We start from the raw sequence: 11854 nt of genomic DNA, 5'->3' as shown, positions 1-11854 counted from the left end.
ACGGGTTTTGATGGGAAACTGATGAGCAATGTTCGATAGACTGACCGCCTATCTGGACTCGATCCAGGCCCGTGATCCGGCGCCGCGCTCGCGCTGGGAAGTGCTGCTATATCCGGGCGTGCTGGCGCTTGGCCTGCACCGTGTGGCGCATTGGCTGTTCGAGGCGAAGCTGTTCTTCCTCGCCCGGCTGGTGAACCATATCTCCCGCTGGTTGACGGCCATCGACATCCACCCGGGTGCGCGGATCGGGAAGAACTTCTTCATCGACCATGGTTTTACCGTCATCGGCGAAACCGCCGAAATCGGCGACAATGTGACGATCTACCAATGCGTGACGCTGGGCGGCACCAATCCCACGAACGGGAAGGGCGGCAAGCGGCACCCGACACTGGAAGACAATGTCATCATCGGCTCCGGCGCGCAGGTGATCGGTCCGATCACCGTCAGCAAGCGCGCCCGCGTGGGTGCCAATGCCGTAGTCACCGAGGATGTGCCCGAAGGCGCGACCATGGTCGGCGTGAAGGCGCGCTCTACCCTGATGCCCGCCGAAGAATGGATGCGCGACTTCATCCCCTATGGCACGCCCTGCGATGAGCCGTGCGAGGAGGCGCGCGAGGTCGGGCGTGATTGCATCGAGAAGCTGGAAGGCGAGATTGCCGAATTGCGCCAGCAGCTCGAAGCCTTGCAGAAAGGCTTGCCCGCAACAGGCAGCGTGCCCGCGCGCAAAGCGGGAACACGCCGCTGATGCAGCGAGGCGGTAATGGCGCGAAAGGCGGCGCTCCCAATATCGTGGCATTTCCCGGCCAGCGCCCGCCGCAGCAGGTGGGCTTTGATCGGCTGGAGCTGACGCGCATCCTCGACCTCTACGGCCGTATGGTCGCGGCGGGCGAATGGCGCGATTATGCGATGGATTTCACGCGCGACTGCGCCACCTTCGCAGCATTCCGGCGCGCAGCGGAGGTTCCGCAGATGCGGCTTGAAAAACGCCCGTCTCTGCGCCAGCGACAAGGCATGTGGGCGCTCTTCGGCGAACACGGACAGGTGCTGAAGCGCGGGCATGAGCTGGCAGGCGTGCTAGCGCCCGTGGAGCGGCGATTGGTGAAGCTGGTCGGTAGCTGATTTCTTGAAAGCTTAAACAGTTCGGGCGGCTATCAGGTGGCGCATCGCGCTTCGGATAGCCGCCCGACACTTTTGGCGGATATGTCGCGCTTGGTTAGGCGGGCTGAGCCAGCGGACCGACGACGGGCAGCCGCGCCTGCACGTCGCCGGGCAGGGCCAGCACCAGCTTCTCGCGGATCGTGGTCCAGAAGGCCGACAATGTCAGCAGGGCCGATCCGATCACCAGCGCGGTCAGAGCGAAGGTCAGCTCGACAGCGCCGAAGCGGTCGAACAGGAATGTCAGCGCGATCAGCACATAGATCAGTGCGGACACCAGCAATGCGCGCCGGTCGATGGCGAGAGCCACCAGGCCGAACACCACATATACCGCCAGCACACCGATAGCCGAGCCGACGCCGAGCATGTCGTTGTCCATCACGCCGATCAGCGCGAAGATCGGGTGCGCTATCATCGGCGCGGCGAGAAGGTGCAGCCAGAAGGCAACATCCGCGCGGCGTGTCTTGCGTTCGCGGTCGCTGATGTCCCAGCGCATGGCGAAGGCAAAAACGGCCAGCCCCGCGACGAAGACGAGCGACCACAGGACGGTCTCGGCATTGTCGGTTCCAGGCCCGATGGCGGCGAGCAAGAGCGCGATAACCGTGCCTGCGAGCGCCGCTGCACCGGCGGCGATGGTGATCGGCACCATGAAGCGTTTCCAGTGAAGGAATGCGCCGCCGGCAGCTGTCAACGCGCCAAGCGCTGCGATAATCGCGATCGTGCGCTCACCCGGGTCGCCTGACATGTCACCGCCAGTCAAAGCCATCACGGCGCCGCCGAACACAGCGAAGAATAGGCCGCCCACAAATGCGAGCAGGAGGATGATGCTTGGCAGGGCCATGCGGCGACGCTTGGTGAAAAACTCGGCAAGTATCCACGCGGTCGCGGCCACCATGCCACCACCGAAAACGAAAGTGAGGAAGACGCGGCTTTCGTCCGCGTTCTGGTAAGCGCGCCATTGCTCTTCAGTGGCTTCGACGAACCCAGGATAATCCGGCAACGGAACCACTGCCCCGGCAATCGCCTGCCCGATCGCGCCTACCGCAAGCAGCATGATGACCACCCCGATGGCGACGAAAATATCGTTGAAGGAATTGATAAGGCGGAAGTTTTCCTCATCGGTGATGGGCATCTGCCGCATTTGCGCGACATGCGCCCGCAGCGATTGCGCCGCGTCTTCGGTGATGGCCCCGCCAGCTACGGCGTCGCGCAAATCCTGTTCGCTATACATGTGCGAGGTTCTCCCCCTTATTGTCCCGGGGCAGGAGACTAGCGCGCTGTGTTACAAAGTCAATACACCGCCAGCCCATCGAGCGCCGAGGGCAATTCGGTAAAATGCGGCATCAGCGCATCTGCCCCGATCTCCTCCGGCACCGCATCGAGATAGCCGCCGGTGAAGACCACGACCGGTATCTCCGCAGCTTTGGCCGCGCGCACATCGTATGTCGTATCGCCCACCATCGCCGCGCGGCCGCCGCCGCAATCGGCGATGGCGGCAAGCAGCATGTCCGGCGCGGGCTTGGCATTCTCGCGCCCCAGCGTATCGCCGCCATAGATCGCGGCAAACCTCTGCGCGATGCCGAGCTTGCCGAGCAATTCGCGCGCGGGTTCTTCGGCTTTGTTGGTGCAGACCGCTAGGGTGCAGCCGCGCGACGCCAGCTCGTCCAGCGCCTGCAGCACGCCGTCATAAAGCACGGTATTGTCAGCGATATGCGCCCAGTATTGTTCCAGCACGACTTCGAGCAGTTCGTCGAAGCGTGCCTCGCTCACAGCCCCGCCGGTGGCTTCCAGCGCGCGTTCCAGCATGATGCCAGCACCGCCGCCGATGAGCTGGCGGATTTCCGCCAGCGGCACGCTGCGCCGCCCCTCCGCGGCCAGCGCCACGTTGATGGCGGGGCCAAGATCGAGCGCGGAATCGACCAGCGTGCCGTCGAGGTCGAAAAGGACGATGTCGAAAGGAAAATCGGTCATGGCCGCGCCATGTGGGGCGAGCATCTGGAAACTGCAATCATTTGCTGCCATGGGCGCTCACCATGAGCAACCGACCGATCGCCGCCATCATCCTTGCCGCGGGCAAGGGCACCCGCATGAAAAGCAGCCTGCACAAGGTGCTGCACGAAGTTGCGGGCCGATCGATGATCGAACATTTGCTGTCATCGGTTGAGGAACTAGGGCCGCAAAAGCTCGTGACCATCGTGGGCGAATCGCGCGAGCAGCTGGAAGAGCGACTCGCGAGTCGTGTCGCCTTCGCCGTGCAGGAACCGCAGCTGGGCACCGGCCATGCTGTGCAGCAGGCCGAGGAGGCGCTGAGCGGGTTCGAGGGCGATGTGCTGGTGCTTTATGGTGATGTGCCCTTCGTGAAGGCATCTACCATGCAGGCGATGATCGAGCGGCTGCGCGGCGACGATGCCCCTGCCGCCGTGGTGCTTGGCTTCGAACCCGACGATCCGCTGCGCTATGGCCGCGTGGTCAGCCAGCAGGGTCGCATCCTCAAGATGGTCGAGTACAAGGACGCGACGGAGGACGAGCGTGCCTGCCGCATGTGCAATTCCGGCCTGCTTGCCGCTCGCTCCGAAGACCTGTTCGCGCTGCTCGCCCGCGTCAAGAACGAGAACGCGCAGGCGGAATACTACCTGCCCGATATCGTCAATATCGCCATCGCCGATGGCCGGTCGTGCGCGGTGGTTTCCTGCGACAGCGCGGATGAGGTGGCAGGCATCAATAGCCGCGCAGAACTAGCGGCCGCCGAGGCGCAATGGCAGGCCTACAAGCGTGGGGAAGTCATGGAAGGCGGCGCAACGCTGCGCGCGCCTGAAACCGTTTTCTTCAGCTACGACACCGCCATCGCCGCCGACGTGGTGATCGAGCCGAACGTCGTCTTCGGCCCAGGCGTCAGCGTGGCGGCAGGAGCGACGATCAAGGCATTCAGCCATCTGGAAGGTGCGCGCGTCGGCGAGAATGCCGATGTCGGCCCCTATGCGCGCCTGCGTCCCGGCTCCGTGATGGAGAAGGACAGCAAGATCGGCAATTTCGTCGAGATGAAAAAGGCCACCTTGGGCGAGGGGGCGAAAGCAAGCCACCTCACCTATTTGGGCGATGCCACGGTCGGTGCGGGCGCGAATATCGGCGCTGGCACCATCACCTGCAATTACGATGGCTATTTCAAGCACAAGACGACCATCGGCCCGCGCGCCTTCATCGGTTCCAACTCATCCCTGATCGCGCCCGTCACTATCGGCGCGGATGCCATTGTGGCGGCAGGCAGCGCCGTCAGCCGCGATGTGGGCGAGGGCGAATTGCGCATGGTGCGCGCCGACCAGATGGTGAAGCCTGGCTGGGCAGACCGTTTCCACGACACGATGAAGAAGAAAAAGGCGGCGGAAAAGAAGTGACCGACCGCTACGAAGGCAAGCCTTTCCTCCGGCTGCTCGATTCCTACGTGCTCGATACGATCGGCCATCTGGACGAGGCAAACCAAGCCTGGCTGGTAGAGGCAGAGCCGTTTTTCCGCGCGACATTCGAGGCCGAAGGCAGCTGGCGCGAGATCGTGCGCTCGCGAATGCAGTTTCCCGATGGCATGGACGCGGCGATCCGGGAATTCTGGACCAAGGGCCGCCTGAAGTTCATAGAGCAGAATGGAACCGAGCCGGAACCGGTGCAATTCACCCATATGTTCGTCGACAAGAATTTTCCGCACTGACGCGGGAGTAAGGGCCAGATTTTATGTGCGGAATTATCGGAATTGTGGGTGAACGCGATGTCGCGGCGCGTCTGATCGACGGGCTGCGCCGCATGGAATATCGCGGTTATGATAGCGCTGGCGTGTGCACGGTGCATGACGGCCAGCTCCAGCGTCGCCGCGCTGAAGGCAAGCTCAACAATCTGGTCGAGGAGCTGGCGAAAAATCCGGCCCCCGGCCATACCGGAATCGCGCATACGCGCTGGGCCACGCATGGCGCGCCGACGCAGCAGAACGCGCACCCCCATGCGACCGAGCATGTTGCCGTGGTACACAACGGCATCATCGAAAATTTCAAGGAATTGCGCGACGAGCTGCGCGCCGATGGGCGCACCTTCGAGAGCCAGACCGATACCGAGGTGGTGACGCACCTGCTGTCGCGCCGGATCGAAGAAGGCATGACGCCGCAAGAAGCGGTGCAGACAGTGCTGCCGCGCCTACGCGGTGCCTTCGCGCTCGCCATCACCTTCCGCGACCATCCAGACATGCTGATCGGCGCGCGGCTCGGCTCCCCGCTGGTGGTCGGCTATGGCGAGGGCGAGATGTTCCTCGGCTCCGATGCGCTCGCGCTTGCGCCTCTGACGCAGCAGATCGCCTATCTCGAAGAAGGCGATTGGGTCGTCATCACACGCGACAGCGCCGAAATCCACGACGCCGATGGCACAATCGTAGAGCGAGAGATCACGACGTCGGGCGCGTCCGCATCCGCCATCGAGAAGGGCAAGTATCGCCACTTCATGCAGAAGGAGATTTTCGAGCAGCCAACCGTCGTCGCGCAAACGCTGCGCAGCTATCTGCGCCCTGGCGAACAGCGCGTGGCCCTGCCGCAGATCGATTTCGACATCACCGCCATCGACCGGATTACCATCGTTGCTTGCGGTACGTCCTACTACGCCGGTCTCGTGGCAAAATACTGGTTCGAGCAATTCGCTCGCGTGCCAGTCGATATCGATTTTGCGTCCGAGTTCCGTTACCGCGAGCCGATCCTGCCCAAGGGCGGGCTGGCGCTGTTCATCAGCCAGAGCGGCGAGACTGCCGATACGCTCGCCGCGCTGCAGCACTGCAAGAAACAGGGGCAGGTGATCGCCAGTGTCGTCAACGTGCCCACCAGTTCCATGGCGCGCGAAAGCGACCTGCTGCTGCCCACTCATGCCGGGCCAGAAATCGGCGTCGCCTCGACCAAGGCGTTCACCTGTCAGCTTGCCGTGCTGGCGGCACTGGCGGCGCATTTCGCGGTGAAGAAAGGCCTGCTCAACCGCAACGAGGAAGCCATCATCGTCGAACATCTGCTTGAGGCTCCGGCCTGCCTCAACGCGGCGCTCGACCATGATGAAGAGATTGCCGAAATGGCACATCTGATCGCGCCGGCGCGCGACGTGCTGTATCTGGGCCGTGGGGCCGATTTCCCGCTGGCGCTGGAAGGCGCGCTCAAACTGAAGGAAATCAGCTACATCCACGCCGAAGGCTATGCGAGCGGCGAGATGAAGCACGGCCCCATCGCGCTCATCGACGACAAGGTGCCGGTGATCGTGCTCGCCCCATCCGGTCCGCTGTTCGAGAAAACGGTCTCGAACATGCAGGAAGTGCAGGCGCGCGGAGGCAAGGTCGTGCTGATTTCCGACAAGCAAGGTATCGAGCAGGCGGGCGAGGATTGCATGGCGGTCATCGAAATGCCCAAGGTGCACCCGCTGATTGCGCCGCTCGTCTATGCCGTGCCGGTGCAGCTGCTGGCCTATCACGTCGCCGTGGCGAAGGGCACGGATGTGGACCAGCCGCGCAATCTGGCAAAGTCTGTAACCGTCGAATAAATTTCGACTTTATCGAGAAACCGGAGCTGCGCTTTACCCCGCGATAACCATTGTGCGGCTACCGCGTCCGGGTGAGCGACAAGCATTCCGGCCTTCCGAGCCTGCCTTTGCGGCTAAGCGCATTGCAGGTGATCGGCCTTCGCGACCCCGGTGAGGGCGACTGGAGCCGGTTGCGCGCTCTCCAATATGCCGAACTTCACAAGGTTTCCGTCACGCGCATTGCCGCGCATGGCCTTGCCGCCATGCTCGCCGTCACGCTCTATGCGGGTGATATCGCCACATGGATCTTGGTGACTTGGCTGCTCGGCGTCATCCTCGCCGTCTGGAACGCGACCCGCATGGACAAGGCGCTGATCGATGTCGAGCGGCGCGGCCTCCAGCGTAGCGAGTTCACCCGTCAAGCTGCCAGTGTGTTCGGATGCACCCTTCCATGGGTGCTGGCGCTCATCTTCTTCGTGCCGCAGGGCAGTACTACCGATCATTACGCGCTCTGGGCGCTGATCGCGATGCTGATGGCCGGAAGCGCCGCTTCCATGGCGAGCGCGCCTGTGGCCGCGATCATGTTCGACCTGGTGGTTGGCTTTACCGGCGCGCTGTCCTTCCTCGCCACGGGCAACATCGCTTTCGCCATTGCGAGCGGTGCCTATACGCTGGCCATCGTCACCGCCTCTTTCCAGTCGGCGCGCACATACCTGTCGGCAAAGATTGCAGAGGCGGGAGTGGCCGAGAAGGACGAGGTCGTCTCGCTTTTGCTGCGCGAATATGAGGAGAAGGCGTCCGACTGGCTGTGGCAGGTCGATACCCATCGCCGCATCCGCTCCGCATCGCCGCGCTTCGCCTTCGCGCTGGGAGCCGAGCCCGATGCGCTGGAGGGCCAGAGCTTCGTAAGGGTGATTGCGGGAACCTATTGGGATAGCGGCGATTTCCCGCCCAGCCTGCACGAGCTTGCCGAAAAGCTGAAGCGGCGCGAGCATTTCTCCAACCTTCTGGTGCAGGTCGACATGGCCGGCAAGCGCGGCTGGTGGGAGCTCTCCGGCAGCCCCATGCACAATGAGGAAGGCGCCTTTATCGGCTTCCGCGGCGTGGGGTCCGATGTGACCGAACAGCGCGACCGTGACGACAAGATCGCCTATCTCGCCCGTTACGACACGCTGACCGGCCTTCCCAATCGCCTGATGCTGACCGAGGCGCTGGGTGACGGGCTGCAATATGCCGAGCAATGGAAGACGCGCTGCGCTTTCCTGATGATCGATCTGGACCGGTTCAAGGCGGTCAACGATTCGCTCGGCCACCAGCTGGGCGACAAGCTCTTGGCCGAAGTCTCCAGCCGCCTTGCCGCCGTGGTGGGCGAGGGCGAGCAGGTCGGCCGTCTGGGCGGAGACGAGTTTGCCATCGTCATTCGCGATGCGGCAGATCGCCAGCGGATCGATCACCTGTCCGGACTGGTGATCGAAACCCTCTCGCAGCCCTACAAAATCGACGCGCACACGCTTTTCATCGGTGCCAGCATCGGCTCGGCCATCGGTCCGCGCGACGGGCAGTCGGTGGAGATGCTCATGCGCAATGCCGACCTCGCGCTTTACAAGGCCAAGGATGAAGGCGGCAATTCGCACTTCCAGTACATGCCTGCTCTCCACGCCCATGCGGAGGAACGCCGCAAGCTGGAAGGGGCGCTGCGCCACGCCATCGCTAATGACGAGATGGAGCTGCATTTCCAGCCGGTGGTCGATGCGCGCAGCGAGCACATCGTCAGTTTCGAGGCGCTGCTGCGCTGGAACAGCAAGGAGCATGGGCCGGTCAGCCCCGCCAAGTTCATCCCGCTGGCCGAAGACACGCGCCTGATCGTGCCCGTTGGCGACTGGGTGCTGCGCGAGGCATGCCGCGAGGCGGCGCGCTGGCCGGACGAGATCAAGGTGGCCGTCAATGTCTCGGGCGAGCAATTGCTGGAGCCTGCTTTTGCGAGCACAATCGTGCGCGCATTGGCGGAAACCGGGTTGCCCGCGCACAGGCTGGAAGTGGAAGTGACCGAAAGCGTGTTCCTGCGCGATGGCCGCACGGCGCGCCAGACGCTGGAAGAGATCATGGCGCTGGGCTGCTCAATCGCGCTTGACGATTTCGGCACCGGCTATTCATCGCTCGGCTATCTGCGCACGCTGCGTTTCTCCACCATCAAGGTGGACCGCAGTTTCGTGCAGGGCGCCGCGCAGGACAGCCAGGAAAGCCTCGCCATCATCCGCGCGGTGGTGGCCATGGCGCATAGTCTCGACATGAGCACCACCGCCGAAGGGGTGGAGGACGCCGAGCAGGCCGCGCTGATCCGCGAGCTGGGCTGCACCAAGATCCAGGGCTACTACTTCGGCCGACCCATGCCTGCGCAGGAAGCGCGTTCTCTGGTGGTTAAGGGGCGGCAGGCGGCTTGATTGGTTTTGCGAAGGCGCATCCGCGCCTTCGTCCTCGCTAGATGCACTCCCCTTCGCTGCGTGCCCGCTGCGGGCGGGCGGTCGGCCCCTTCGGCAGGCTCAGGACAGGCTAGCCCTCGCTTCGCTCGCGATCGGGTGTCAGATAGCGATGACTGTCAAAGAGCGGGCTCGCTGTGACGCCTGCCGATCTTTGTAGGACAGCGCTTTTACACCCTTTCAAGCATCCCCAGCACGCTTTCGAACAGGCGGCGGCCGTCGCTACCGCCTTGCACGTCTTCGATGGCGCGTTCGGGATGGGGCATCATGCCGAGCACATTGCCCTTCGCATTCAGCACACCAGCGATATCGCGCTGTGAGCCGTTGCAGTTCTCGCTATAGCGGAACGCCACGCGGCCTTCGCCTTCCAAGCGGTCGAGCGTCACGTCATCGGCGAAGTAGTTGCCATCGTGATGGGCGACGGGGATGCGGACCGTCTCGCCCGCCTCGTAACTGCGGGTGAACATGCTCTGCGCATTCTCCACCACCAGCTCCACCGTGCGGCAGATGAAGGTCTGGCCCGCATTGCGCATCAGTGCGCCCGGCAAGAGGCCGCTTTCGGTCAGCACCTGGAAGCCGTTGCATACGCCCAGCACCGGCACGCCGCGCTCTGCGGCTTTCACGACCGAGCGCATGATCGGGCTGTTGGCTGCCATCGCCCCGCTGCGCAGGTAGTCGCCATAGGAGAAGCCGCCGGGAAGGGCGATGAAGTCCAGCCCATCGGGCAGGTCGGCATCGCCGTGCCAGACGCGCACCGGATCGCGCCCCGACACCTCGCGCAGCGCGACCTGCATGTCGCGGTCGCAATTGGAGCCGGGGAAGGTGACGACGGCGGTCTTCACGGCTGCACCTTCTCGATGCGGTAGTTCTCGATCACCATGTTGGCGAGCAGCTCCTCGCACATGGCTTCGAGCGCAGCATCGCTGGTGTCGTCGGCCACGTCCAGCTCCACCAGGCGCCCGATCCGCACATCGTTCACGCCTTCATAGCCCAGACCTTCCAGCGCATGGTGGACGGCGCGGCCTTGCGGGTCGAGCACGCCGGGCTTCAGGCTGACATGGATGCGGACTTTCATGGGATGCGGCCTTTCAAGGGGGTGAAGCTGTTGCCGCCGCCTATGGCGATAGAGCGCCGCGCGGGCAAGGGCGCAAACGCCGATTTGCCCATGCGAGGATGGCTAACCTGGAGCACATGGAGCACTGTCCTGAAGGCAAAAACCTTCGGGCGCAAAAGTGGCTGCAACCCGGAGGCGACCGGCAGCGAAATCGAGACGAAGCGAAACATAGTCATCACCCGGCGCGTTACAGCGATGAGGCGATGTAGGACAGGGCAGGACAAGCGCATGATCGCGACCGAAAAATTCACCTTCACCGGCAAGCACGGCCATATTCTGGACGGGCGGCTGGAGCTGCCGCTTAACGTAAAGGCTAAGGCCGCCGCCGTGTTCGCACATTGCTTCACCTGCACCAAGCAGAGCCACGCCGCCACGCGCATTGCCAGCGCGCTGGCGGCCAAGGGCATCGCCGTGCTGCGCTTCGATTTTACAGGGCTTGGCGGCAGCGATGGCGACTTCGCCAATGCGGGCTTTGCCACCAATGTCGAAGACCTGACCGCTGCCGCAGAAGCGCTGGATGCGCGCGGTCTGCCGCCGCTGCTGCTGATCGGTCACTCGCTGGGCGGTGCTGCCGTGCTGGCCGCGGCCGAGCATGTGCCGCAGGCACGCGGCGTCGTCACGCTCAACGCACCTTTCGATGCAGAGCATGTCTTTGAACATTTCGGCGATGCCATTGCCGAGATCGAAGAAGCGGGCGAGGGGGAGGTGACGCTGGCGGGTCGCAAATTCCGCATCGCGCGCGGCTTTCTGGAACAGGGCCGCGACCAGCCGCAGGCAAAGCGCATCGCCAATCTGGGCAAGGCGCTGCTGGTGATGCACTGCCCGCAAGACGAGGTCGTGGGCATCGAGAATGCGCGCTTAATTTTCGAGGCGGCGAAGCATCCCAAGAGTTTCCTCTCGCTGGACAATGCCGACCACTTGCTGACCGAAGTCGGCGCTGCCGAGAACGCCGCCAATCTCATTGCTGCATGGGCCGCGCCCTATCTGGCGGACCTGCCGGCAGAGCCGCGCGAACCCTTCGGCGGCACGGTCGAGGTGTCCACGGCAGGCGGAAAGTTCGCGCAATGGGTCCGCACCGCCAGTCACGAGTTCATCGCGGACGAGCCCGTCAGCTATGGCGGCTCCGACCATGGGCCGACGCCTTACGACCTGCTTCTTTCCGCACTGGGCACATGCACCAGCATGACGATCCAGATGTATGCGGAACGCAAGAAATGGCCGCTCGACAGCGTGCGGATCGAGCTTGAGCACAGCCGTGACCACGCCGAAGATTGCCTCGACTGCGACAAGGACGGCAGCCCGATCCAGGTGATCGACCGCGCGATAGAGCTATCGGGTGATCTGACCGAAGAACAGCGCGCGCGGCTGATGGAAATTGCCGACAAATGCCCCGTTCACAAGACGATACTGGGCGATCTGCATATCCATTCCACGCTGGTGGAGTAGCTCATCGTCGGCCCGGACCCGACCCGGGCCAAGGCTATTCTTTTGTGCGACTGAAATGAAGCCCGACCCCGGATCAGGTCCGGGGTGACGATAATGAGAAAGGGCGCGCCGACCTTCGCCGACGCGCCCTTCTCTC

Annotated in this window: 12 protein-coding genes; 7 read left to right on the top strand and 5 right to left on the bottom strand. The window is 63.6% G+C overall.

The window, feature by feature from the left end; translation table 11 throughout:
- Nucleotides 1-28: 28 nt before the first annotated feature.
- On the top strand, nt 29-745 hold the full coding sequence (epsC, locus tag BMF35_RS12170; protein ID WP_047006157.1) for a serine O-acetyltransferase EpsC: 717 nt from the start codon (nt 29-31) through the stop codon (nt 743-745).
- Nucleotides 745-1119 carry a DUF2794 domain-containing protein gene (locus BMF35_RS12165; RefSeq protein ID WP_047006156.1) on the top strand — a complete coding sequence of 125 codons (375 nt, stop codon included), beginning with the start codon at nt 745-747 and terminating at the stop codon, nt 1117-1119. The genes epsC and BMF35_RS12165 overlap by 1 nt, the downstream gene beginning before the upstream one ends.
- A gap of 94 nt (nt 1120-1213) precedes the next feature.
- Here the strand turns inward: BMF35_RS12165 and BMF35_RS12160 are convergent, their stop codons facing one another.
- Together BMF35_RS12160 and BMF35_RS12155 are read right to left on the bottom strand one after the other, a co-directional pair.
- Nucleotides 1214-2386, bottom strand: coding sequence for a hypothetical protein (locus tag BMF35_RS12160; RefSeq protein WP_047006155.1), 1173 nt, complete (start codon nt 2384-2386; stop codon nt 1214-1216).
- 59 nt (nt 2387-2445) lie between these two features.
- A complete protein-coding gene (locus BMF35_RS12155; RefSeq protein WP_047006154.1) occupies nt 2446-3126 on the bottom strand; it encodes an HAD-IA family hydrolase in 681 nt (226 codons plus the stop codon).
- A 62-nt stretch (nt 3127-3188) separates the two neighbouring features.
- Here BMF35_RS12155 and glmU point away from each other — a divergent pair, with 62 nt between their 5' ends.
- From glmU to BMF35_RS12135, 4 genes are all read left to right on the top strand, one after another.
- Entirely contained in the window at nt 3189-4547 is a 1359-nt protein-coding gene (gene glmU, locus BMF35_RS12150; protein ID WP_047006153.1) for a bifunctional UDP-N-acetylglucosamine diphosphorylase/glucosamine-1-phosphate N-acetyltransferase GlmU, read from the top strand.
- The gene (locus BMF35_RS12145; RefSeq protein WP_047006152.1) at nt 4544-4855 is read left to right on the top strand and encodes a hypothetical protein; all 312 of its coding nucleotides are present in this window, start codon (nt 4544-4546) and stop codon (nt 4853-4855) included. Before glmU ends, BMF35_RS12145 begins: the two co-directional genes overlap by 4 nt.
- 23 nt (nt 4856-4878) lie before the next feature.
- Nucleotides 4879-6702 (top strand): glutamine--fructose-6-phosphate transaminase (isomerizing), encoded by a 1824-nt coding sequence (gene glmS, locus BMF35_RS12140; RefSeq protein WP_047006151.1) that lies wholly within the window; start codon nt 4879-4881, stop codon nt 6700-6702.
- Between the two features lie 71 nt (nt 6703-6773).
- Nucleotides 6774-9122 carry a putative bifunctional diguanylate cyclase/phosphodiesterase gene (locus BMF35_RS12135; protein WP_047006150.1) on the top strand — a complete coding sequence of 783 codons (2349 nt, stop codon included), beginning with the start codon at nt 6774-6776 and terminating at the stop codon, nt 9120-9122.
- A gap of 206 nt (nt 9123-9328) precedes the next feature.
- Here BMF35_RS12135 and purQ read toward each other — a convergent pair whose 3' ends face one another.
- From purQ to BMF35_RS13705, 3 genes are read right to left on the bottom strand one after another with little or no spacing between them, the layout of a single operon-like run.
- A complete protein-coding gene (gene purQ / locus BMF35_RS12130) occupies nt 9329-10000 on the bottom strand; it encodes a phosphoribosylformylglycinamidine synthase subunit PurQ (RefSeq protein WP_047006149.1) in 672 nt (223 codons plus the stop codon).
- Nucleotides 9997-10233: a phosphoribosylformylglycinamidine synthase subunit PurS gene (gene purS / locus BMF35_RS12125; protein ID WP_047006148.1), complete on the bottom strand. Its 237-nt coding sequence runs from the start codon at nt 10231-10233 to the stop codon at nt 9997-9999. The genes purQ and purS overlap by 4 nt, the downstream gene beginning before the upstream one ends.
- The gene (locus tag BMF35_RS13705) at nt 10230-10442 is read right to left on the bottom strand and encodes a hypothetical protein (RefSeq protein ID WP_156172058.1); all 213 of its coding nucleotides are present in this window, start codon (nt 10440-10442) and stop codon (nt 10230-10232) included. Before BMF35_RS13705 ends, purS begins: the two co-directional genes overlap by 4 nt.
- A gap of 58 nt (nt 10443-10500) precedes the next feature.
- Between BMF35_RS13705 and BMF35_RS12120 the strand changes: the two genes are divergently transcribed.
- The gene (locus BMF35_RS12120) at nt 10501-11718 is read left to right on the top strand and encodes a bifunctional alpha/beta hydrolase/OsmC family protein (protein WP_173426180.1); all 1218 of its coding nucleotides are present in this window, start codon (nt 10501-10503) and stop codon (nt 11716-11718) included.
- Nucleotides 11719-11854 lie beyond the last annotated feature (136 nt).

It is taken from the genome of Aurantiacibacter gangjinensis, assembly GCF_001886695.1.
Classification (GTDB): domain Bacteria; phylum Pseudomonadota; class Alphaproteobacteria; order Sphingomonadales; family Sphingomonadaceae; genus Alteraurantiacibacter; species Alteraurantiacibacter gangjinensis.
The sequence above is the reverse complement of the archived record's forward strand: the minus strand, read 5'-3'. Positions and strand labels throughout refer to the sequence as shown.